Below are 22,145 nucleotides of genomic sequence, written 5' to 3' on the forward strand. Positions count from 1 at the left end.
GTATGTTCGAGCTCGTCGAGCCGATCGCCACCGTCACCTTCTCCGAGGGGCCGAACGAGGCGTTCCTGGCCCTGGGCATGCGCAACTACTGGGACGGATACTTCGCGGGCCGGGCGGCGCCGCTGGGGCCGGCACCGGCCGAGGTGGTGCACGCGGTCTTCTACAACTTCGCCGACGGTGAGGTGGCCCGCCACATCCCGTGGGTCTGGGGGAAGGTCACCCCGCAGGAGGCGATCGCCGTGCGCGAGCGGGGCAGCGCGGCCGCGTTGCGGCAGACGATCGGAGAGCTGGCCGACTCGCCGGGTCTGGTACGGGCCGCTGCCCTCGCCACCCGGGCGGCGGTCAGCGCGCCGACCGAGGGCCGGGTGCTGTACGCCGGGCTCAAGGCACTCGAGGTGCCGGATGAGCCGGTGGCCCAGCTCTGGCACGCGGCGACGCTGCTGCGCGAGCACCGCGGGGACGGCCACAACGCGGTCCTGGTCGCGCACGGCATCGGCGGCACCGAGGCGCACGTGCTGCTCGCTCTGTCGCTCGGGATGAGGGCGCACGAGTTCGGCCGGATCCACCACCTGCCCAAGGCGCAGCTGGCCGCTGTCGTCGACGGGCTGCGCGACCGTGGGCTCGTGGACGCCGCCGGCGGGTTCACCGACGCCGGCCGCGAGATCAGGGAGCGGATCGAGGCCCGCACCGACGAGCTGGCGGCGCCGGCGTACGAGGTGCTGAGCGCGGACGAGCTCGACGAGCTGATCGCGGGCCTCGAACCGATCGCCGCCCTGGTCCGGACCGCCGGCAACTGAGCGGCGAGGAGTCGGCGACCACGACCCGGCTGCCCGCCTGGCCGCCGGCCCGGGGACTTGGGCTGCTCGGCATCAGCGACCGGGTTTCCGGACCGCAGGCAAAGGCATGCACTGGCCGCAGGTGCACTGAGTTCCGAGCCGTTCGGCACGCTCATGTCTGCTGCGATCCACCGCAGCCCGGCGGGCCGGGTCGGTCGGGTCGTGGCCGTGGGCGCGTAAGTAAGCGAGAGCAGCTGCGACCCAGCGGGCATTTCGGATGCGAACGATGTACTCCAGGCCTCTGCCCTCGAACGCGCCGAGGTCACCGTTGCATCCGGAGCAGAGAAGTCCTCGGTTGCACCGCCCGCAGCTGCCGCGCGAGCAGCAGACATGGTCGTGATCGATGAACAGCGGCGCCGGTCCGCTTCTTGCGGCCGCACCCTTACCGAAGGTCCTGGAGAGGCCGAGACCGCAGATCGCGCAGACACCGCCCTGTGCGCGTAGCAACGCCGTGTAGGACTCAGCGCTCATCCGGTGCCTGGTGAGGGGATCGGCGGGCATCGCGAGGCAGCAGAAGTCCGGGCCCGACGACTCGAGGTGAATCGGCGCGGTCGCCCGCAAGCCGGTCATCCCGCCGCGGCGAGGCGGTGGGGCCGGCACTTGCGCGCGGCGCGTGAAGCGGGGTGGCATGCAGCAGATGATGCCGGGTGGCTACGACAGTTCGGTGGTGGCATCGACCTTGCCGGTTCGGCCGCGCGCGCCGGTTACCCGGGCGACCGATTGCGAGAGAGACTCAGGCGGCGGTGCCCGCCGAAGCTGCCGGCGGGCACCGGACCGCGCTATCGGGCTCTGAGGGAGCCGAGGGTGAGCCAGCCGGACACGGTGTCCTGACCGGTGTTGGCGAACCGCAGCGGGATACCGCCCGGCATGGGGTTGGGCAGGCGCATGACGATGTCGTAGCGGCCCGGGCGCAGCCCCCGAATGTCGATCCGGGTCGACAGTTGGGCCGGCTTCTCGCCGGGCTGGATGCCGGCCACGGTCCACCGGGTGGGCCAGCGCCGCACGACGCGCCCCGAGTGGTCGACGGCGGCGAGCTCGGCGGGCCAGTCGTAGTAGAACGGCGCTGCGCCTCGGTTCGCGATGCGTACCGACACCCGGTCGCGGGTCAGGTTCGCCTCGGTGACGGTCAGCTCGTAGCCCAGTGACTTCGCCCCGGCTACGGCCCGTTGGTACGTGTCGCCGGTGAGGCCTGTCCCCGTGAACGCGGCGTGGTTGATCAGCCAGGAGGCGTGGGTCTGGGCCACGGATGCGGCGTAGTCCTCGTACTGGGCGCAGCTGATCGGCTGGTCCCACAGGCAGGACTGGATCTCGGGGCGCAGCTCGCCGCCGATGGGCTGGCGGCGCCATTTGCCGGTGACGCCTTCGTCGATCAGCCGCTGGACGAAGTGCCAGGACGTCGGGGGCAGGGTCTCGAAGGCGAACGAGTCGTCGTGGTAGCCGATGTCGAGGTTCTTGTTCTGCGCGCTGGGATAGCGGGCCAGCAGCCGGGTCCGGTCGAACGCGGCCTCGTAGCGGTGCAGGATCCGGGCGAGGATGTCGTCGCTCGGCATCCAGTTCTCCGGCTCGGTCGTGCCGTCGTGGGGCCAGGTGTGCCACTCGCCCCAGAAGCCGATCAGGCCCAGGGTGATGAAGCCGATCCGCGGATCGCCGTCGTACCGGCGGCCGAGGGCGGTGATGAAGCTCTCCAGGGCCGCGACCAGGCGGGGGTCGTTGTAGTCGGGGGCGACGCTGACGCCGTCGTTGCCGAGATCGGTGTACGGGTGGGTGCGCAGCCCCCGGTCGAGCAGGTACCGGGGGATCCCGCTGGGCCGGCCGGGATAGTCGAGGTAGAACCGGAAGACTCCCTGGTGCCCGCGGCCGGCGATGGCGTCCAGTTGGGTCTCGAACGCGGTCCAGTCGAACGTGCGCGGTCCGGTCATCACGTCGCTCAGCGGCAGGTAGAACCATTCCATGCTGTGCGGGAAGGTCTGGTGGTCGCCGGCGAAGGGCAGGAAGCCTTTGAGCGGGTTGTCCGCCGGGGCGGAGGCGTAGGACAGCGACGTCCACGCCGGATCCGCGGCGGCCGGCGTGCCGGCGGTCAGGGTGAGGGCGGTCAGGAGGGCGACGACGGCGCGTGGAGATCTGCGCATGGGGGTTCCTCAGTCCGAAGGATGGAAGGGGCGTCAGCCGACGGTGATGCGGTCGATGTCGGGTGCCCAGCCGGTCGGGTTCGCGATGGTGACGGCGGTGGTCCCGGCGGGCAGGCTGAGCGTGACGCTGGTCGAGCCGACGGTGTTCCAGTCGGCGGTCGGGGCGAACGTCACCGGCTGGCCGTTGACCACAGCCGTACGGGTGACCGCCGACGAGTAGTGGATGGTCACCGTCCGCGCCCCGCCGGTGCCCGCGGCGACACCGTTGACGGTCAGCGCCGCGCCGTTGCCGATGTAGCCCACCTTCGAGCCGCCGGAGCATGCCGCGCAGGCCGCCACCACAGCACCGTTGGTCAGCGCGTTGCCCGCGGCCTCGGCCTCGTAGCTGACCGGAGAGCCGCCGTTCGGGGAGCCGACGGTGACGGCGCCGAGGCCGAGCCAGCCGTCGGACTGCTGGGTGGCGTTGGCGAAGCGCAGCTTCTTGGCGGTGGCGCTGACGGACTCCAGGGGGTTCTTGACCCGCAGCACCCACTGGTAGTTCCCGGCGGCGACGCCGGAGAGGTTCACGCTGTGCTGGAAGTACTGCCGGTGGCCGAAGTCGCGGTAGCTGGGATCGGCGCCGGCGTTCCACTCCGGGAAGTTCCGGATCGTCAGGGGCTGGACGGTACGCAGGTCCCAGGGGGTGTCCCAGGTGCCGACGACGGTGCCGGCGCTGTTCTTGAGGCCGAGGGTGACCGTCCAGGGGTAGGAGAAGGGCGCCACACCGGTGTTGGCGATCCGGACGCCGACCTTGGCCGTGCCGCCGGCTGTGTCGGTGTAGTAGGCGTTGTCGACGGACAGGTTGTAGCCCATCAGCCGTACGGCGGCGGCCACGTTCGCGTCACCAGCGGCGTAGTTGCCGCTCTGTTCGTTGATCATCCAGGTCGGGTGCAGCAGCTCGACGCAGGCCTTGAGGTTGTCGACGGCTCCGGAGCCGCCGGGCCAGTACTGGAACGCGGTGGACTGGATCTCCGGCCGCAGCTCGCCGCCGATCGAACTGGTGATCCACTTGTTCTCCGTGCCGGCGGCCAGGGTCCGGGTCAGTTGCGAGTACGACGCTCCGCCCAGCGACGCGGGCAGGGTCACGCCCTGCGGCGGTGAGCCCTCGCGGTAGCAGAACGAGTCGTCGTGGTAGCCGATGTCGCGGCTGTTGGCGGCCCCGCCCGCGACGTCCGGGTACCGGATCTCCAGCTTCGTCCGGTTGAAGGCGCTGTCGAACGCGGCGACGAGCTGAGCACCGTTGGCGTCGGTGGGCATGTAGTTCGGCCGCCCGTCGGCCGTGTCGGTGTCGTAGGGCCAGGTGTGCCACTCGCCCCACAGCCCGACCAGTCCCAGGTGGACGAACCCGAGGCGGGGATCGCCGTCGTAGCGGGCGCCGAACGCGGCGATGAAGTTCTTCAGCGCGGTGATCGCGAACGGGCTGTCGTAGTCGGGGTGGGTGACGTTCCAGTAGGTGTCGGCGCGGTTGGCCACGTTGCCGTTGAAGCACGGCGGAATGGCGTTGCCCGGGTGGGTGCCGGTGCCGCCGGGGTAGGTCAGGTAGACGCGGATGGCGGCCTGATTGCCGTTGTTCGCGGTCTCGGCCAGCATGCTGTCCACGATGGACCAGTTGTAGCTGCCGCAGCTCGACGCGCTTGTCATGATCTCCGACAGGCCGAAGTAGCCCCAGGTCAGCGAATGCGGGTAACCGACGTTCTGGCCGGCGCCGGGGGAGTAGAACCTCGCCCATCCTTTGAGCGGGTTGTCGACCGGGCCGGGCGCCGCGGTCAACGGGTGGGCCTGGAGCGCCGGGTCGGGCGCGGCGGGCGCCGGCGGGCGGGGTGGCGGGCCGGCCGGGGCGGCCTGTGCGGCCGCCGGGGCGAGCAGGATCGATGCGGCTCCGATGAGGGTGGCGGTGAGAGCCGCCAGGGCGGGACGGGCTGACTTCATGGGGATCTCCGATGGGGGTCGGGGTCTCGACGTTACGGGCTCATTTCGAAGAGCTATTGACAAAATATCGAAGGTCTACATCATTATTCGAGAACGGGGCGGCTGGCAAGAGCCGGCCCGGATCCGGATATGAGGCGACCGATGAGCTCGACGAGACAGCGCGACGACCGTCGTGCGGCGTGGTGGTTCCTGCTGCCGGTGGCGGCGGGTTTCGTGATCTTCTACGGCTATCCGGCCGCCCGCGGCGCCTGGTACTCGGTCACCGACTACACCATGCTCAACACGCCCTCGTTCGTGGGCGGGGAGAACTACACCAAGCTGCTGGCCGACGACCAGTTCTGGCACTCCCTGCGGGTCACCGCCTGGTACGTCGTCCTCAACATCGTCTCGCAGACCGTGCTGGCGCTCGGCATCGCGGCCCTGATGCACCGGCTGACCGGCTCGGTGCTGTTACGGGCGACGCTGCTGGTGCCCTGGCTGGTCCCCAACGTCACCATCGGCCTGCTCTGGATGTGGCTGCTCGACACCAACCTCGGGTTCGTCAACCACCTGGTCACCTCGTTCGGACTGGCCCCGGTCGGCTTCCTCACCGACGCCACCCTGGCCATGCCGTCGGTCGCCGGCATCAACACCTGGGCCTACACCGGCTACACCGCCCTGCTGCTGTACGCCGGGATGCTCCAGATCCCGCAGTACCTGTACGAGAGCGCCGCAATCGACGGCGCCGGCGAGTGGCGGATGTTCCACCGCATCACCCGGCCGCTGCTGCGCCCGGTGCTGGCCCTGGTGCTGGTGGTCTCGCTGATCGGCTCGTTCCAGATCTTCGACACCGTCGCGGTCACCACCCAGGGTGACCCGGCCTCGGCCACCCGCGTCATCTACCTCTACATCTACGAGCAGGCGTTCAAGTACTTCCATCTGGGCTACGCCGCCGCCGCGGCCGTCTGCCTGGCGCTGATCCTCGGCGTGTTCACCGCCGTCCAGATGCGCCTGTTGCGCGCGTCCCGCTCGGACCTGGCGTAAGGGGCCTGACACACATGCGCAAGACCTTCAGTCCCGGCCGGCTGCTGGCGTGGACGCTGCTGACCGTGGTCGTCGTGGTCACCGTCTTCCCGTTCTGGTGGATGGTCCGCACGGCGCTCACCCCGGCCGCCGACCTCTACACCGACAACGCCGGCCTGCTGCCGCACGACCCGACTCTGATCAACTTCGCCCGGGTGCTGGGCCTGACCACCGAGGCCGAGGCGCGCGCCGCCGGCGGTTCCGGCGCGCAGCTGCACTTCGCGCGGTACCTGCTCAACTCGGTGGTCTACTGCACGTTGATCGCGGTGTTCCAGACCCTGTTCTGCGCGATGGCCGGCTACGCCTTCGCCCGGCTGCGCTTTCCCGGCCGCGACCTGACCTTCGCCGTGGTGATCAGCGCCCTCATGGTGCCGCCGATCTTCACCCTGCTGCCCAACTTCGTGCTGGTGAAGGATCTCGGCCTGATCAACACCATGGCCGGGATGGTCGCGCCGTCGATCCTGATGACCCCGTTCGCCGTGTTCTTCCTCCGCCAGTTCTTCCTGTCCCTGCCCCGCGACGTGGAGGAAGCCGCGATCCTCGACGGCAACGGGCCATGGGGCGTCTTCTGGCGCATCGCCCTGCCGATGAGCCGGGGCCCGCTGATCACCATCGGGATGACCACGACCGTCTGGGCCTGGAAGGACTACCTCTGGCCCCTGCTGGTCGGCCGGGGTGAGGACAACCGCCTGGTCACCGTCGCGCTCGGCGTGTTCCTGCAGCAGTCACCCAACACCCAGCCGGACTGGACCGGGCTGATGGCCGCTTCGACGCTGTCGGTCGTTCCCGTGCTCGTGCTGCTCGGCTTCGTCGGCCGGCGCCTGGTCCAGTCCCTGAACTTCACCGGTAGCAAGTGAACCCCCCACCCCGCAGAGAAGAGAAGCCGATGATCCGTAGAACGCGTGCCGGTGCGGCACTGCTGGCGCTGGCCATCGCGGCCGGCCTGACCGGTTGCTCCGGCTCGGGCGACGACGCCGGGGGTGCCGTCACCCTCGACTACTGGCTCTGGGACGACAACCAGAAGGCCTCCTACCAGGCGTGCGCCGACGCGTTCACCGCCGCCAACCCGAACATCAAGATCCAGATCACCCAGTCCGCGTGGGAGCAGTACTGGCAGGGCCTCACCACCCAGCTCGCCGCCGGCGAGGCCCCCGACGTGTGGACCAACCAGGGCTCCTACTACCCGCAGTTCGTCAGTTCGGGCCAGATCCTCGACATCCAGCCGTACGTGACCGCCGACCAGATCGACCTGGCGCAGTACCAGAGCGGCCTGGCCGACCTGTTCACCAAGGACGGCAAGCGTTACGGCCTGCCGAAGGACTGGGACACCATCGCGCTGGTCTACAACACCGACCAGCTCAAGGCCCAGGACATCACCCCGGCCGATCTCGAGGACCTGAGCTGGAACCCCGCCGACGGTGGCACCTTCGAGAAGATCATCGCCCGGGCCACCGTCGACACCGCCGGCCGCAACGGCCTGGACCCCGGATTCGACAAAACCAAGATCAAGACGTACGGCTACCTGCCCGAATGGGGTGACGGCGCGCAGGGCCAGAACGGCTGGGGCATCTTCGCCGCCGCCGACGGCTTCACCTATCTCGACAAGAACCCGTGGGGCAGCCGGTACAAGTACGACGACCCCAGACTCGCGCGGACCATCGAGTGGTTCAAGTCGCTGATCGCCAAGGGCTACAGCCCCCCGCTGGACAAGTCGTCCACGCTCAGCCGCGACGCGCTGCTCAACGCCGGCAAGGGCGCCATCACCACCGCCGGCTCCTGGATGATCAACAGCTATCTCGGCGACGGGGCCAAGGCCAAGTTCGCGTTCGCCCCGCTGCCGGCCGGGCCGCAGGGCCGCAAGACGCCGATCAACGGGCTGTCCGACGCGATCTGGGCCGGCACCGAGCACAAGGACGAGGCCTGGAAGTGGGTCAAGTTCCTCGCCTCCTCCGGCTGCCAGGACATCGTCGGCGGCAACGCGGCGGTGTTCCCGGCCATCAAGTCGGCCAGTGACAAGGCCCTCGCCGCCCACAAGAGCAAGGGCCGCGACGTCCAGCCGTTCGTCGACGAGGCGCAGGCTCCCGGGGGCACCTTCTTCCTGCCGATCACCGAGCACGGCAACGAGATCAGCCAGATCGTCCAGGACGCCATCCAGTCCTCGGTGCTCGGCCAGAGCGACTCGGCCACCGCCCTGAAGAAGGCCAACGACCAGGTCAACGCCCTGTTCTAGGAGCACCGACCGAACACTCCGGCGCGGCGGGAACAGGCTCCGCCCGCCGCGCCGGAAACGCACCCGACCGCGCAACCCCGCCAAGGAGAACCATGGCATCGCTCATCGAGCTGGCCGGCCGCACGTTCGCCCTCGTACCCGAAGGCCCCGGCCACCCCCAGGCAGCCGACGGCGGCCTGATCCTGCCGCCGGGCCGCGTCGCCCTGCTGCACGAACTGGGCGACGCCCTGTTCTACCGCCACGGGCAGAATTCCTGGAGCCCGTGCGGCTGGCGGCGGCTGAGCGAACCGCCGCTGCGCATCGCCGACCCGCGGCGCCGCCGGACCGCCGACGACGACGTCTGGGACGACCCGGCCCGCCACCACTCCTCGGCGGTGGCCGCCCTCGACGGCGGCGACGGCAACATCCTGCTGCTCGGCGGGCTCGGCCTGGGCACTGCCCGCCTCGCCGCCGACCGGGACACGCTGGTCGGCTGGTACGAGCACGGGGCCCAGCCCTGGTTCGCCGCCTACGGACCCGAGGACGAGGTGTTCGCCGCGTACACCAGGCAGTTGGCCGGGCGGCTGGGCAGCCGCAACCGGCGCGCCGGCAACGTCTGGTGCTCCTGGTACGCGTACTACGAGGCGATCACCGAGCAGCAGCTGGCCAAGGACCTCCAGGACCTGCAGGGCCTGCCCTTCGACGTGGTGCAGGTCGACGACGGCTGGGAGCGGATGGTCGGCGACTGGCAGCCCAACGACAAGTTCCCGGCCGGTATGCGGGCGCTGGCCGACCGGATCAGCGACGCCGGCATGACCCCCGGGCTGTGGCTGGCCCCGTTCATCGCCCTGCCCGGCTCGCGGTTCGCCCAGCAGCACCCCGGGCTGTTGCTCCGCGACACCCGCGGCGAGCTCGTGGTCGCCGGGAACAACTGGGGGACCGGCTACCACGCCCTCGACCTGTCCCGGCCGGCCGCCCTCGACCACCTCGCCGAGCTGATCCACCGGGTCGTGCACGAGTGGGGGTTCAGGTACCTCAAGCTGGACTTCATCAACGCCGGCGCGGTGCCGGGCGTACGCGCCGACGGCGCCGAACGGGAGCAGACCTACCGCGACGCCCTCACGCTGATCCGCCAGGTCGCCGGCGACGACGTCTACCTGCTGGGCAGCGGCGCCATCCTGCTGCCGTCCCTCGGGATTCTCGACGGCCTGCGCAGCGGCCCCGACGTCGCGCCGATGTGGCAGAACTACGCCAGTGACGACCCGTCCGACGCCATGGCCCGCAACGCCGTGGTCAACACCGTGCACCGGCTCTGGCACCAGCCGCTGATCGAGGTCGACCCGGACGTCGTGTACTTCCGAAGCCGCCTCAACCTGCTGACCGACCAGCAGCTCGGCTGGCTGCGCGACCTGGCCGACATCTGCCGGTTCCGGGCCCTGTCGGACCCGCCCAGCTGGCTCAGCGCCACCGAGCTCGACGACCTGCGGACGTACCTGGCGGCGCAACCGGAGATCCGGCGCCGCAGCCGCTACGTCTACACCGTCGCCGGGCGGGAGGTGGACTTCGCCCCGGCGATCACCCCGGCCGCGCAGGCGTACCCGATCACCTGACCCGGCGCCTTGCCATCCCCCGGCTGTTTTGTAAAGCTCGAAGCGTATGTGGGCGGCTACCCGCCGCTCCACGATGAGGGACATACCTTGACGGAACTGGTGACGGCCGGGGCGGACCTGCCCCGGCTGCGTGAGCTGAACTCCCTGAGCGTCGTACGTGCGCTGCGGGCCCACCCGCCGGCCACCGTCACCGAGCTGTCCCAGCGCACCGGCCTGTCCCGGCCCGCCGTCGACGTCATCGCCCAGGGGCTGGTCACCGACGGCTGGGCCAGCCTGCTGGAGCCCGGGGCCAACAGCGTCGTCGGCCGGCCCGCCCGCCGGTACCAGTTCCGGGCCACCGCCGGCCACGTGATCGGCGTCGACGTCGGGGCGCACAAAGTACTGGCCCTGATCGCCGACCTCGACGGCAACATCGTGCGCAGCCTGCGCCACTCGGTGGCCGCGGACGCCGGCCCCGCCGCTCGCCTCGCCGAGCTCGACGCGGTCGTCAACGCCTGCCTGAGCGAGGCGGGCATGACCCCGTCCGACATCTGGGCGGTCACCGTCGGGGTGACCGGTGCTGTCGACGCCGCCGGGCGGACCAGCTTCTTCACCCCGCTGCCGGGCTGGCAGAACGTCGACCTGACGGCCCACCTGGGCGGCCGGTTCGCCTGCCCGATCCTGGTCGAGAACGACTGCAAGCTCGCGACCCTGGCGGAGCGGTGGAAGGGCGCGGCGAGCGACGCCAACGACATCGTCTACGTGCTCGCCGGCATGCGCACCGGCGCCGGCCTGATCATCGACGGCATCCTGCGCCGCGGCTTCGGCGGCGCCGCGGGCGAGCTCGGCGCCCTCAAACAGGTCCGCTGGCTCGACGCCCCCGCCCACCTGCAGAACTGCCCCGGCGTCCCCGGCACCGTCGGACCCGACGACGCCGCCGCCTGGGTCTTCAACGCCGCCCGCGAGGGCGACAAGGCCGCCCGCCGCGCCGTCAACCGCTACGTCAAGGACCTCGCTGTCGGCACCGCCGCGCTGGTGCTGACCCTGGACCCGCAGGTCGTCATCTTCGGCGGCGGTTTCTCCCGCTCCGCCGACCTGATGCTCGACCCGCTGCGCCGTGAACTCGAACGCCTGTGCCTGCGCATGCCGGAGGTGCGCGCCTCCACGCTGGGGGCGGACGCCGTCGCCCTCGGAGCGCTGAAGCTGGCCCTCAACGAGGTCGACGACCGGCTGTTCAGCGCCGGCCTCTCCGCCCCGGTGGCCCCCCGCCGGGCGGCTACGCCGGCATCATCCGGCTGACCACCTGGCCGGCCCCGCGCGAGCAGCCGCTGATCCGGCCGGCCGGCTCACCGCCCTGGCAACCCTGGCCGGTGTGCTGCTCACTCCGCGGGCCGACCGGTGACCAGGCCGGGGTGGTCCTTGAGCTGGCGCCGCGAGGTGAGGCCGAGCTTGCGGAAGATGCTGCGCAGGTGGGCGTCGACGGTGCGCTTGCTGAGGAACAGCTGGCCCGCCACCTCGTTCGAGGTGGCGCCGGCTGCGACCAGCCGGGCCACGGCGACCTCCTGCATGGTGAGTTTCTCGTAGGGCGTCGCGGACCGGGAGCGGACCTTCTCCCCGGTGGCGCGCAGCTCGTCGGCCGCGCGCCGGGCGAAACCGTCGGCGCCGGCCTTGCTCAGCAGCTCGTACGCGGTGTGCAGGTGCGGCCGGCAGTCCCGGCGGCGGCCCTGGCGGCGCAGCCATTCCCCGTACAGCAGGTGCGCCCGGCCCAGGTACGGCATCAGGTTGCCCTCGGTGAGCAGTTCCACGGATTCCCGGAAGTCGTCCTCGACGCCGGTCACCAGCCCCCGGGCGTACGCGGCGATGCCCCGGCCCACGCTCGTTCCGTTCGCCTCGGTGCGTTCGGTGAGCGACACCAGCGCCTCGGCCGCGGCGGTGTGGTCGGCACAGCGGACGGCCGCCTCGATGAGCTCGGGCAGGGTCGACCCGGTGAGGAAGATGTCGTCCTGGGCCGCGACTCTGCGGGCCGCGGCCAGCGCCGCCGGGTAGTCGGCGAGGCCGTTGTTGAGCGTTGCCGCGGTCGCGTGGAGGTTCGTCACCTGACCGGCCCGTGTCGGGGCCCGGTCGAGCGCGTCGACCACGTCCTGGAAGTCCTGGCGCCGGCCGCGGTGCGCGGCCAGGTGCAGCCGGTGGTAGGCCAGGGGAGCGAGGCCGGCCGCGTCCGCGATCGCGGCCTCCTCGGCGGTGGCGGCGATCGCCCGGCCGAGGTCGCCGGCCAGGGCCGCGTCGACGACCGTCTGCCCGAGGCCGAGCTGCAGCAGCGCCGGTGACCCGGACTCGCGGCCCTGCTTGACCAGCCAGGAGGCGATGGTGCTGTGGGTCTCCACGTCCCACAGCTCGGCGGCGACCATCACCGCCAGCGCGGGGCGCCGCACCCACAGCGGCTCGCCGGTGCCGTCCAGGGTCCGGCGCAGCAGCGGGGTCGCGGCCGGGTGTCCGCCGGTGACCAGCTCGATCAGCGCATCCAGCAGGTCCGGGGCGGGCGAGGCCGGCGCCGCGACGCGGGCCGTGGTCACCACGTCGCGGATGACCCCGCCGGCCCGGCCGACGACCAGGCTCATCTCGAGGGCGTCGAGGAAGCAGTCGCGGGCCTGCACCGGGTGCCGGGCGGACAGCCGCTGCGCGGCGCGGGCCATGAGCTTGGGCCCGGTGTCGTCGCGCTGGCGGGTGAACGCCACCCGCGCGTGCAACTGGTCAACGCGGGCGCGCCGGTAGTCGTCCAGGGTGGTGGTCTCCAGGGTGGCCAGCAGTTCCAGGGCCCGGTCGGTCATCCCGGCGTCCAGGTGGGCCTGGGTCGCGGCCAGGGTCCGTTCGGTCCGGCGGGCCGGGTCCAGCGACAGCGCCACCGAGCGTTCGAGGAAGGCGGCCGCCGCGGCCACGCCCCCGCGGGCCTGGGCCCGGGCCGCGGACTGCTCCAGTTCGTCGGCGATGCCGTCGTCGGGGCCGGCGCCGGCCTGGGCGCGGTGCCAGGCTCGCCGGTCCGGTGCCGCGGTCGGGTCGGTGGCCTCGGCCAGCGCGCCGTGGGCGGTGCGGCGTTCCCCGGCCGAGGCGGCGCGGTACACCGCCGACCGGGCCAGGGGGTGGCAGAAGCGGATGCGGTGGCCGAACTCGGCCAGCCCGGTGTTCGCGGCCTCGTCACTCGCGGCGGTCAGATCGAGGCCGAGCCGTCCGGCGGCCGCCCAGAGCAGGCCGGGATCGCCGGTCGGGTCGGCGCCGGCGACGATGAGCAGCAGCCGGGCGTGCGGGGACAGCCCGTCCAGCCGGGACCGGAAGCCGTCCTCGATCCGCGTCGGCACGCTCGACCCGTCCGGTGGCACGAAACCCCCGGCCCGGGGCAGTTCGAGCAGCGCCAGCGGACTTCCCTGGGCCTCGGCGATCAGCCGGTCACGGACCTGGTCGTCCAGGGGGAAGGGGCTGCGCGTCACGAGCAGCGTCTTGGCCTCCTCGTCGCTCAGGCCCGGCAGGGTCAGCCGGGGCAGCTCGCCGAACCCGTCCGGGACCGCCCCCGTCCGGACCCCGAACAGCATCGCCACCGGGTCGGTCGGGATCCGGCGGGCCAGGAAGAGCATGACCTGGGCGGACGCTTCATCGAGCCACTGCGCGTCGTCGATCAGGCACAGCAGGGGCTGGTGCTGCGCGGCGGCGGTCAGCAGGCCCAGGGCCGCCATGCCGATCCGGAACGGATCGGACGGTCCCTCGGTCAGGCTGAAGGCCACCCGCAGGGCGTCGCGACTGCGCGGCGGCAGCTCGGACAGGCGGTCCAGCATCGGCAGGCACAGCTGGTGCAGACCGGAGTACGGCAGCTCCTGCTCGAACTCGGAACCGGACGCGTGGACCACCCGGAACGCGGTGGCCGCCTGGGCCGCGTACCCCAGCAGGGCGCTCTTGCCGATGCCCGCCTCCCCGGCCAGCACGAGCGCGCCGCCGCGGCCCGCGGCCGCCCGGCCGGTCAGCTCGGCGAGGCGTTGCGTTTCCGCACGCCGGCCGACGAGCCGGTCGGGTCGTGAGGACAGCGTCAGCATGGCGCCGACAGTATGGGATCGGCGCACCGCCGACACGTCGATCGCTCAGGGCGTACCCGTCGCAAGGTCCGGCACCAGGATGACCTTGCCCGCGACGGTGCGGGACTCGGCGAGTGCGAGGGCCTCGCCCGCCCGGCTCAGCGGGAAGGTCGCGGCGACCTGCGCGGTGAGCACGCCCTCGGCCAGCAGTGCGAACACCGCGGTGAGGTCGTCGCGCAGGCGCGCCCGGAACGCCGCCGTCCGCCGTTCGCCGGCCCAGAAGTTGTAGAAGCGGGCGCCCTTGCCGTTCGGCGAGAGGTGCCACATCCACAGCTGGGAGAACAGGCTCAGGAAGACGGCCTGCGTCGAGGCGGAGTCGTCCTTCAACGCGGCCGTGCCGTAGGAGACCAGCGTGCCGCCCTTGCGGACCAGGTGCCACGACTGCTTGAGCCCGTCCCCGGCGAGGTGGTCGAAGACGGCGTCCACCCCGCCCGGGGCCAGTGCGGCGATCCGGTCGTACCGGTGCGGGTCGCGGTGGTCGACCGGGATGGCCCCGAGCTTGTCCAGCAGCGGGTGGTGTCGCGCCGCCGCGGTGCCGATGACCCTGATGCCGTCGTGCCGGGCGAGCTGCACCAGCGTGGATCCCACCCCACCGTTGGCGCCCAGCACCACGATGGTCTGGCCGGCGCGGACCTTGGCGAGCCGGAGCAGCTGGCGGGCGGTGACGCCGTTGACCACGACCGTCCCGGCCTCGGCGGGGTCCACCCCGTCCGGCACCGCGACCAGGGCATCGGCGTCGACCAGGACGTGACTGGCCCAGCTGCCCACCTTGGTCACCGCGGCGAACCGGCGCCCGGCCAGCGCCGGGTCGGCCCCCGGCCCGAGGCGGGCCACCGTGCCCACCGCGTCGTAACCGGGGACGAACGGGAACGGCGGCTGCCCGTAGTACCGGCCGAGCCGCATCTGCTGCTCCGCGAACGAGACGCCGGTCGCCTCGACGCGCACGACGACCTGCCCGGGGCCGGGCGCGGGGGTCGCGCGGGTACGGACCTCGAGGCCGTCCGGTTCCACGATGCGGGGAAGAACGATCTCCGTCATGACGTCTGCGCCGAGCTCGGACACAAAGGCTCCTTCGATGGTGCGGCTATTCGGGGGAGTGCGCCGAGGCGTACGGGGTCCGGACACCCTGGTACGCGAGGTGCATGATCATGCCGTTGGCGCCGTGCCGGAAGTTGTGGCAGTGGTCCATCCAGATGCCCGGGTTGTCGGCGACGAACTCGAACTCGTAGACATCGCCGGTGCTGATGTTCAGCGTGTCGGTCCACCACGGGCTGCCGGTGGCCGGCTCACCGTTGCGGGACAGCACCCGGATGCGATGGCCGTGCAGGTGGAACGGGTGCTCGATGGTGCTGCGGCTGGCGATGCGCATCCTGACCCGGTCACCGCGGGCGACCTCCAGCGAGGGCACCGCGGGGTACAGCCTGCCGTTGATGAGGCTGCTGACGTACGACAGGCGACCCTGGCTGAAGCCGAACCCGTCATCCAGCCGCAGGTCGAACGTCCGTTGGTAGGGCTGGGCGGGCGGTGCCGGGCCGGAGCCGTAGGTCAGCGGGTCGAACTGTTCCCCGCTGTCCGCCCGGACCGGTGCGGCTGCGCCGTCGGGACTGAACGTCAGTGAGCTGTTCCCGGCGCCGGCCACGGTCACCGGGCCGGCCGGCATCGTGAAGGTGAGGTCGTAGCGGCCGCCGGCCGCCAGCACGAGCCGCGTTCCCGGCTCGAGCGGCGTGGCCCCCGCCACGGCGTTGCCGTCGATCGCCGCGACCCGGAACGGGGCACCACCCACCGTGATCGACTGCGGCTCCTCGGAGCTGTTGACCGTGCGCACCCGGACGTCGCGTCCCGCCGGCGCCTGCTGACGGGCGGGCTGATCGTCGCGGTCGAGGGCGGCGACGTCCCCGTCCGGAGCCGGCCATACGTGGGTGAAGACGGTACGTTCCAGCTCGTCGGCGCCGGCGGGATCTTCCACGACCAGCGCCCCGAACAGACCTTTCTTGACGTTGAGCAGGCCGTCGCGATGGGTGTGGTACCAGAAGGTCCCCACCCTGGTCGCGACGAAGCGGTAGACGTGCCGGCCGCCGGGCGGGACGGCGTCCTGCGTCACGCCGGGCACACCGTCCTCGGCGTTGGGGACGTCGACGCCGTGCCAGTGCGCGGTCACGCCCTCCTCGACGTTGGTGTTGACCAGGGTCACCTCGAGCAGCTGACCCCGCTCGGCCCGGATCTCCGGGCCGGGGGAGGTGCCGTTGAAGGTGAGCGCGTCCACGGTCGCACCGGAGGCGAGCCTGACCGGGGTCCGGGCCGCCACCAGCGTCGTCCGCACGTCGGGCGGCTGACTCCGCGGCCCGGTGAGCTGATCGACGCTCACCTGTCCGGTGCCGCCGTGCTGGTGGCCCGGCCCGGCCGCGTTCGCCTGACCGGCCACCACCAGCGTCACGGCCGGAACGAGCAGGAAGGCGCCGACGAGCCAGGGCAGCCGGGACAGGCGCGACCGTGACTCACGCCAGCGGCCGACCACGACCGAGAGGCCGGCGATCGCCACGAGCGCCAGCACCGAGCCGGCCAGCACCCAGGGGGTGTCGCCGGGCGCGAAGGGGGCGAGCAGCCACCAGACGGACAGCATCGAGCCCGCGGCGGCGACGTGGGCGGCCGTCCGGGACGGCCGCCACACCGCCCAGGCCGCCGACAGGACCGCGAGCGGCACCTGCACGGACAGCCGCGAGTCGGCCAGCATCAGTCCGCCGGTCAGCAGCAGGAGGCCGGCGGCGATCAGCCGGCCGGCCGCCAGCCCGGCGAGGACGCCCAGCCGGCGGCGTGCTGCCCGGAGGCCCGCGACAGGTGCGGCGAGGAGGGTCAGGACGGCCAGCGTCAGGTCGACGAATATGAGTGAACCTTGCACGTCACCACGGTCGTCCGCCGCGGCGCTGCTCGCGTCGGCAAGGCATACCTATTCACGCCCGGCCGGGAGTCAGCCGGCGACCGGCGTCCGGGCTGACGCCACCGGCGGCACCGGATCCGGAACCGGCGGGGGATCGCTCGGCCGCGCCGGCCCGGGCGCGCCGTCGATGCGGGCCGCGGCCAGCGCCGCCAGCGGCAGGAGCAACGTCGCCGTGCCGGGCACGTACGACAGCCCGTCGAACGAGTAGCCGCTGCCGTCGATGTCGAAGACCAGGTTCGGCACGAAGACCAGCAGCAGTCCACCCACCACGAACGCCAGCAGCGTGCCGGGCAGGGCGGCCACGGCCAGCCCGGCCCACAGGGCGGCGGTCCGGCCGCGCCCGCGTGCCCGGTGCCGGCGCAACAGCGCGAGACATCCGACCGCGAGCGGCAGGGCGACGAACGCGGCGTAGGCGGCCGGCCCGGTGTCGTCGTCGGACAGCGGCGGCGGGATCAGCCCGGCCCCGACGGTGAGCACGATCGGCGACCCGAGCAGCAGGACCGCGGCCCAGGCCGGCACCGGGCGGCGGCTGAGAGCCAGCGCCGGGACGACGGCGAGCAGGATGCCGGCCACCGCCAGGCCGATCGTCGTGACCTTCAGCCCGAGCGGCAGGAACGGGTGGTTCACCCCCGGTGTGCCCTGCAACATGATCAGCGGCAGGACGCCCGCAGCCATCAGCACACCGACGGTCACCCGGCGCAGCGCGGCGCCGGTCAGCCGGCCGGGCATCGCACCCCCGGACACCAGCCAGCCGGCGACCACCGGCACCACCCCGGCCAGCAGGGCCAGCCGGAGTCCGCCCGGCCCGGTGACGTCCAGCCGGTGCAGCACCGCGTTGGCCACCGTCAATCCGGCGCCGACCAGCAACGACGCGGCCGGGCCGAACCGGCGGTCGGCGGTGACGACCAGCATGGCCAGCACGGCCAGCAGGATCGCGGTGGCCCGCAGCTCCGCGGTCCACATGGCCAGCTCACCGTCGCCGCCGGGCATCGGCGCGGACAGCGAGACGTCCTTCATGCCGGGGGTCAGGATGGTCAACGCGTACGCCCAGCCGATCACGGCCGCGGCCAGCGCGCCGGCACCAACGATGACCACGGCCACCGGCATCGGCCGCGTTTCCGCGGGTGCCACCCGCACCGACGCCGCCCCCGCGCTGCGGTGCGGGCGGAGCGCGCCGAAGCCGTACGCCAGGGTGAAAGCCGCGAAGCAGGCCAGCGTCAGCGCCCAGGGGCCCTGGTAGGAGAACGTGCGGCTGCTGATCCCGTCGATGATCTCCGCGAACTCCGGGGGCGTCCCGCCCAGGGTCAAGGACGCGACCATCGTGGCCGACCGGTCGCGGCTGCTCAGCGCGAGCGGCACGGCGGACACCACCGCGGCGAGCGCGCAGACCACCGGTACGCCGATCAGCATCAGCGCCGCGGCTCTGGCCCGCCCGGCGGCCCGTACGGCGGCGGCACCGATTGCCGCGACGCCGGTCGCCCAGATCAGCAACCCGGCCAGCACGCCGGCCACGTACGGCGGCTCCCCGCCCGGAACCGCACCGAGCAGGACCATCGGCGCGAAGGTGAGCGGCGCGAGCACGGCCGGGCCGGCGGCACCGAAGCGGCCGGAGCGCGAGTACGGCCACCGCCGGCCCAGCCACCGGCCGGCCGGCAGGCACCAGGCCAGCGTGATGAGGGCCCCGACCAGGGAGGTCAGCCACTCGCCGCCCGGTGAGAACGGATCCACGCCGACCAGCTCCAGCAACCGCCAGGCCAGGCTCCCGGAGTAAGCGGACACGGACAACGTGATGAGCGCGGCGACCAGCAGGCTCACGGCCGGGGCGCCGGGTGCCAGCGACTCGCCCCAGCCGCGTGGCGCCCCGCTGGCGTCCCGGATCGGCGGCGCGGCGACCAGGCTGAACGCGTACCGCAGGCGCTCCTCGGCCGTGGCCCCCTGGGCCTCCAGCGTGTGCAGCTCGGCCAGCCACTCCGCGTGCATCTCCGCGCGCAGCTCGGCCGGCCAGCGCCGGGCGGCCCGGGCCAGGCACCAGCGGGCGAAGCGGTCCGCGGGCCTCATGCCGTCGCCGGCTTCGTCGCCGGCGGCGTCGCGGCCAGGCCCCGGTTCAGCTGGGCCCGCAGCGCCGCGACCTCGGCGTACGCCGACGCTCGCCCGTCCGGGGTGAGCCGGTAGTAGCGGCGGGCCGGGCGACCGGCCTGGACCGGGTCGATGTCCTCCCAGTACGCCTCGACCCAGCCGGCGTTCTGCAGGCGCAGCAGGATCGGGTAGAGCGTGCCGCTGGGATGACCGCTGGCCCGCATGAGGTCGAGGCCGTAACGGTCGACCTCGGGGTCTTCGAGGAAGGCGGCCAGCACCTTGGAGACGGCGGCGGTGACCCGGAGAGGAGTTGCCATGCCGGCACCGTAGCGAACCCTTGCCAGTTTTTCTACATAGGGTCTGCGGTTAGGCTGGCCCGGTGATCGACTTTCGGACCGCGGTGGAAGCACGCGACCCCGACGCCATCGCGGCGACCCTGGCCGACGACGTGGTGTTCCGCAGCCCGGTGGCGTTCAAGCCCTATCCGGGCAAGGCCATCACCGCGGCGATCCTGCGCGGCGTGCTGCGGGTCTTCGAGGATTTCCGGTACGTGCGTGAGCTGGCCGGCGACGGCGGCCGCGACCACGCCCTGGTGTTCGAGGCGCGGATCGGCGACGTCGCCGTCGAGGGCTGCGACTTCCTGCACCTGGACGAGGACGGCCGGATCGACGAGTTCACGGTCATGGTCCGCCCGCTGTCCGCCGCCCAGGCCCTGGCCGCCGCGATGGCCGAGCAGTTCGAGCGGATCCAGCGCGAGGCGGTCGCGTCCAGCGGGCCGCGGGAGGGTCTCTAGGCTGGGGGGATGAAGGTTCTGTCCATCCAGTCGGCGGTCGCCTACGGCCACGTCGGCAACTCCGCGGCCGTGTTCCCGCTGCAGCGGCTCGGTGTCGAGGTCGTCCCGGTCCCCACGGTGAACTTCTCCAACCACACGGGCTACGGCGCCTGGCGCGGGCCGCTGATCCCGCCGTCGGACGTGGCCGAGATCCTGCTGGGCGTCGAGGAGCGGGGAGTCTTCCCGCGGATCGACGCCGTGCTGTCCGGCTACCAGGGCGGGGTCGGCATCGGTGACGTCATCGTCGACGCCGTCCGCCGCGTGAAAGCCGCCAACCCCGCCGCGCTGTACGCGTGCGACCCGGTCATGGGCAACGCCAAGTCCGGCTGTTTCGTCGCGCCGGAGATCCCCGCGCTGCTGCGGGACCGGGTCGTGCCGGCGGCCGACATCATCACGCCGAACCAGTTCGAGCTCGGCTTCCTGACCGGCACCGAGCCGGCGAGCATCGAGTCGACCCTCGCCTCGGCCGACCGCGCCCGGGCCATGGGACCCTCGACCGTGCTGGTCACCAGCGTGGAACGCCCCGACCGGGCCGAAGGCACGATCGAGATGCTCGTGGTGGACGCGGCCGGCGCCTGGCTCGTGAGCACCCCGCACCTGCCGTTCAAGGCCAACGGGTCCGGCGACGTCACGGCCGCCCTGTTCACCGCCCACTACGTGGCCACCAGGGACGCGGCGGTGTCGCTGGAGCGTACGGCCTCCAGCATCTTCGACCTGATCGAGACCACGTACCGCTCCGGTGAGCGGGAGCTGCAGCTGGTGCCGGCCCAGGAGTTCTACGCGACGCCGCGCATGCAGTTCAAGGCCGAGCAGGTGCGCTGAGCGCCTCGGGCGGTCCGGGGCAGCGCGGGGCCGAGCCGCGCTGCCCGCCGGGCGGTGGGTCAGGCCTCGGTGGCCTGCAGGATGAGGTCGGCGACCTCGGCCGGGTGTGAGGCGAAGACCGCGTGGGAGGCGCCGTCGATGCTCACGGTCCGGCCCTTGGCCCGTTCGGCCATGAAGTGGTGCGCGGCGGCGGGGATGTTCTTGTCCGCCTCGGCGATCAGGAAGAAGCTCGGGACCGTCGTCCACGCCTGCTCACCCTCGGCCGGCTCCTGCAGCGCGGCCAGGGTGATCGGGCGCTGGGTGGCGCCCATGATCCGGGTGGTCTCCTCCGGCACGTCGGCGGCGAACTGCCCGCGGTAGAGCTCCTGGGCGACGTACATGTCCTGGTTGCCGTCCGGCAGCGGGACCGGGCGCAGTGTCTCGGCCAGCGTGCTGCCCGGGTATCTGCCCGACAGGGTGGCGGCGCTGTCCCCGGCCTCGGGGGCGAACGCGGCGATGAAGACCAGTGACTTGACGTTGCTCGCGCCGGCGGCGGCCTTGCTGATCACCATGCCGCCGTAGGAGTGCCCGACCAGCACCACCGGCCCGCTGATCGAATCGACCAGCGCACGCACCTGCGCGGCGTCGAACGCGACCGAGCGCAACGGGTTGGGCGCGGCGATCACCTGGTGTCCGGCGGCCTGCAGCCGCTGCGCGACCGGACCCCAGCCGCCCGACTCCGCGAACGCGCCGTGGACCAGGACGACGGTGAGCTTCTCCGACATGACTTCCTCCTCATAGCTGCTGACCGGTCCATTGTTCGACCGTCGGGCAACCGATGGCATCCGTCAGATGACGGGTCGACCCCCGGGGATCGTGATCGACGGCTCAGCGGGCCTGGACCCCCAGGCCAGGTCGAAGCCGGCGCGGCACCTACCGCGCGCAGCGGCCCGTCGAAGGTCAGGGCCTGGCTACGGCGCGGCGGCGACGTACGAAGGTGGTGAACCCGAGCACCACGGCGGCGACCACAGCAGCGCCCCCGGCCACCCCCAGCCCGAGGGCGGGGCCGACGGCCGGGCGTTCCGTGACGTGGTACGCCGCGCCGGGCGCCTCCGGGTCCGGAGTGCACCGCAGACCGTAGCTGCCCGTCTGGGCCGCCTCGAACGACGCGATCCAGGTGTACGCCGCGTCGTCCTCGGCCCGGACCGCCCAGACGACCCTCCTCGAGGCGGCGCTGACGGGCACAGCCTGGCCCGAGGGCGCGGTGACCGCGCAGCGGTCCGCGTCGCGCGCGGGGTCGCCGCTGGCCCAGATCGCGTGCTCACCGGCGTGCCGGACGGCGACAGTGCCCGGGCCCGCCGACGAGCCGGGGAAGCGCACCTCCAGCGCCTCCGGTTCGGGCCGTGGCGTGAGCGGCGAGAGCTGGCTCAGGCCGAGGAGGCCCGCCACGAGCAGGACCAGCGCCATGACGTACCAGATCTTGCGCACGCGCTAGGTTACCAAACCGTTACACGCTGAACTCTTGCTGGACATCCGGCGGGCAGGCCCTAATTTGTACAGGGAATCAACAAATCTCGATACGTGGGTTGT

Annotated in this window: 18 protein-coding genes; 8 read left to right on the top strand and 10 right to left on the bottom strand. The window is 72.4% G+C overall.

The genetic code is table 11. The features are described from left to right. The first annotated feature begins 2 nt into the window (after positions 1-2). On the top strand, positions 3-797 hold the full coding sequence (locus AB0C12_RS42505; RefSeq protein ID WP_360556752.1) for a MarR family winged helix-turn-helix transcriptional regulator: 795 nt from the start codon (positions 3-5) through the stop codon (positions 795-797). Positions 798-869: 72 nt separating this feature from the next. Here AB0C12_RS42505 and AB0C12_RS42510 read toward each other — a convergent pair whose 3' ends face one another. The 3 genes from AB0C12_RS42510 to AB0C12_RS42520 all read right to left on the bottom strand — a co-directional run bounded on the left by AB0C12_RS42510 (position 870) and on the right by AB0C12_RS42520 (position 4,933). After that, positions 870-1,466, bottom strand: coding sequence for an endonuclease domain-containing protein (locus AB0C12_RS42510; protein WP_360556753.1), 597 nt, complete (start codon positions 1,464-1,466; stop codon positions 870-872). A 149-nt stretch (positions 1,467-1,615) separates the two neighbouring features. Beyond that, positions 1,616-2,965, bottom strand: coding sequence for a DUF4832 domain-containing protein (locus AB0C12_RS42515; RefSeq protein ID WP_360556755.1), 1,350 nt, complete (start codon positions 2,963-2,965; stop codon positions 1,616-1,618). Positions 2,966-2,998: 33 nt separating this feature from the next. Continuing rightward, positions 2,999-4,933, bottom strand: a complete 1,935-nt coding sequence (locus AB0C12_RS42520) for a carbohydrate-binding protein (protein ID WP_360556756.1) — start codon at positions 4,931-4,933, stop codon at positions 2,999-3,001. A gap of 141 nt (positions 4,934-5,074) precedes the next feature. On the opposite strand from AB0C12_RS42520, the gene AB0C12_RS42525 reads away from it, so the two are divergent. From AB0C12_RS42525 to AB0C12_RS42545, 5 genes are all read left to right on the top strand, one after another. Next, positions 5,075-5,956, top strand: a complete 882-nt coding sequence (locus AB0C12_RS42525) for a sugar ABC transporter permease (protein WP_360556758.1) — start codon at positions 5,075-5,077, stop codon at positions 5,954-5,956. 14 nt (positions 5,957-5,970) lie between these two features. Further along, complete coding sequence (locus AB0C12_RS42530; RefSeq protein WP_360556760.1) at positions 5,971-6,852, top strand: carbohydrate ABC transporter permease; 882 nt, start codon at positions 5,971-5,973, stop codon at positions 6,850-6,852. A gap of 29 nt (positions 6,853-6,881) precedes the next feature. After that, on the top strand, positions 6,882-8,225 hold the full coding sequence (locus AB0C12_RS42535; protein WP_360556761.1) for a sugar ABC transporter substrate-binding protein: 1,344 nt from the start codon (positions 6,882-6,884) through the stop codon (positions 8,223-8,225). 92 nt (positions 8,226-8,317) lie between these two features. Beyond that, entirely contained in the window at positions 8,318-9,814 is a 1,497-nt protein-coding gene (locus tag AB0C12_RS42540; RefSeq protein ID WP_360556763.1) for a glycoside hydrolase family 36 protein, read from the top strand. 87 nt (positions 9,815-9,901) lie between these two features. Further along, positions 9,902-11,092, top strand: a complete 1,191-nt coding sequence (locus AB0C12_RS42545; protein ID WP_360556764.1) for an ROK family transcriptional regulator — start codon at positions 9,902-9,904, stop codon at positions 11,090-11,092. An 80-nt stretch (positions 11,093-11,172) separates the two neighbouring features. On the opposite strand, the gene AB0C12_RS42550 is transcribed toward AB0C12_RS42545, so the two are convergent. The 5 genes from AB0C12_RS42550 to AB0C12_RS42570 all read right to left on the bottom strand — a co-directional run bounded on the left by AB0C12_RS42550 (position 11,173) and on the right by AB0C12_RS42570 (position 19,239). Next, on the bottom strand, positions 11,173-13,872 hold the full coding sequence (locus AB0C12_RS42550) for a LuxR family transcriptional regulator (protein WP_360556765.1): 2,700 nt from the start codon (positions 13,870-13,872) through the stop codon (positions 11,173-11,175). Between the two features lie 45 nt (positions 13,873-13,917). Next, positions 13,918-14,949 (bottom strand): medium chain dehydrogenase/reductase family protein, encoded by a 1,032-nt coding sequence (locus tag AB0C12_RS42555; RefSeq protein WP_360556767.1) that lies wholly within the window; start codon positions 14,947-14,949, stop codon positions 13,918-13,920. Between the two features lie 46 nt (positions 14,950-14,995). Continuing rightward, positions 14,996-16,807: a multicopper oxidase family protein gene (locus tag AB0C12_RS42560; protein ID WP_360556768.1), complete on the bottom strand. Its 1,812-nt coding sequence runs from the start codon at positions 16,805-16,807 to the stop codon at positions 14,996-14,998. Between the two features lie 69 nt (positions 16,808-16,876). Further along, entirely contained in the window at positions 16,877-18,904 is a 2,028-nt protein-coding gene (locus AB0C12_RS42565) for a hypothetical protein (protein ID WP_360556769.1), read from the bottom strand. Then, a complete protein-coding gene (locus AB0C12_RS42570; protein ID WP_360556771.1) occupies positions 18,901-19,239 on the bottom strand; it encodes a PadR family transcriptional regulator in 339 nt (112 codons plus the stop codon). Before AB0C12_RS42570 ends, AB0C12_RS42565 begins: the two co-directional genes overlap by 4 nt. A 62-nt stretch (positions 19,240-19,301) precedes the next feature. On the opposite strand from AB0C12_RS42570, the gene AB0C12_RS42575 reads away from it, so the two are divergent. Both AB0C12_RS42575 and pdxY read left to right on the top strand, forming a co-directional pair. Then, a complete protein-coding gene (locus tag AB0C12_RS42575; protein ID WP_360556773.1) occupies positions 19,302-19,715 on the top strand; it encodes a nuclear transport factor 2 family protein in 414 nt (137 codons plus the stop codon). A gap of 9 nt (positions 19,716-19,724) precedes the next feature. Next, positions 19,725-20,576: a pyridoxal kinase PdxY gene (pdxY, locus tag AB0C12_RS42580; protein WP_360556775.1), complete on the top strand. Its 852-nt coding sequence runs from the start codon at positions 19,725-19,727 to the stop codon at positions 20,574-20,576. Between the two features lie 59 nt (positions 20,577-20,635). On the opposite strand, the gene AB0C12_RS42585 is transcribed toward pdxY, so the two are convergent. Further along, positions 20,636-21,340, bottom strand: a complete 705-nt coding sequence (locus tag AB0C12_RS42585) for an alpha/beta hydrolase (RefSeq protein ID WP_360556776.1) — start codon at positions 21,338-21,340, stop codon at positions 20,636-20,638. A 175-nt stretch (positions 21,341-21,515) separates the two neighbouring features. After that, complete coding sequence (locus AB0C12_RS42590; RefSeq protein WP_360556778.1) at positions 21,516-22,043, bottom strand: hypothetical protein; 528 nt, start codon at positions 22,041-22,043, stop codon at positions 21,516-21,518. Positions 22,044-22,145: the final 102 nt, after the last annotated feature.

It is taken from the genome of Actinoplanes sp. NPDC048967 (assembly GCF_040649415.1).
Lineage (GTDB): Bacteria > Actinomycetota > Actinomycetes > Mycobacteriales > Micromonosporaceae > Actinoplanes.

Excerpts from the sequence above, each read along its gene's own strand:
- AB0C12_RS42505 (WP_360556752.1), top strand. The coding sequence starts at position 3 with ATGTTCGAGCTCGTCGAGCCGATCGCCACCGTCACCTTCTCCGAGGGG.
- AB0C12_RS42510 (WP_360556753.1), bottom strand. The coding sequence starts at position 1,466 with ATGCCACCCCGCTTCACGCGCCGCGCGCAAGTGCCGGCCCCACCGCCT.
- AB0C12_RS42515 (WP_360556755.1), bottom strand. The coding sequence starts at position 2,965 with ATGCGCAGATCTCCACGCGCCGTCGTCGCCCTCCTGACCGCCCTCACC.
- AB0C12_RS42520 (WP_360556756.1), bottom strand. The coding sequence starts at position 4,933 with ATGAAGTCAGCCCGTCCCGCCCTGGCGGCTCTCACCGCCACCCTCATC.
- AB0C12_RS42525 (WP_360556758.1), top strand. The coding sequence starts at position 5,075 with ATGAGCTCGACGAGACAGCGCGACGACCGTCGTGCGGCGTGGTGGTTC.
- AB0C12_RS42530 (WP_360556760.1), top strand. The coding sequence starts at position 5,971 with ATGCGCAAGACCTTCAGTCCCGGCCGGCTGCTGGCGTGGACGCTGCTG.
- AB0C12_RS42535 (WP_360556761.1), top strand. The coding sequence starts at position 6,882 with ATGATCCGTAGAACGCGTGCCGGTGCGGCACTGCTGGCGCTGGCCATC.
- AB0C12_RS42540 (WP_360556763.1), top strand. The coding sequence starts at position 8,318 with ATGGCATCGCTCATCGAGCTGGCCGGCCGCACGTTCGCCCTCGTACCC.
- AB0C12_RS42550 (WP_360556765.1), bottom strand. The coding sequence starts at position 13,872 with ATGCTGACGCTGTCCTCACGACCCGACCGGCTCGTCGGCCGGCGTGCG.
- AB0C12_RS42555 (WP_360556767.1), bottom strand. The coding sequence starts at position 14,949 with ATGACGGAGATCGTTCTTCCCCGCATCGTGGAACCGGACGGCCTCGAG.
- AB0C12_RS42565 (WP_360556769.1), bottom strand. The coding sequence starts at position 18,904 with ATGAGGCCCGCGGACCGCTTCGCCCGCTGGTGCCTGGCCCGGGCCGCC.
- AB0C12_RS42570 (WP_360556771.1), bottom strand. The coding sequence starts at position 19,239 with ATGGCAACTCCTCTCCGGGTCACCGCCGCCGTCTCCAAGGTGCTGGCC.
- pdxY (WP_360556775.1), top strand. The coding sequence starts at position 19,725 with ATGAAGGTTCTGTCCATCCAGTCGGCGGTCGCCTACGGCCACGTCGGC.
- AB0C12_RS42585 (WP_360556776.1), bottom strand. The coding sequence starts at position 21,340 with ATGTCGGAGAAGCTCACCGTCGTCCTGGTCCACGGCGCGTTCGCGGAG.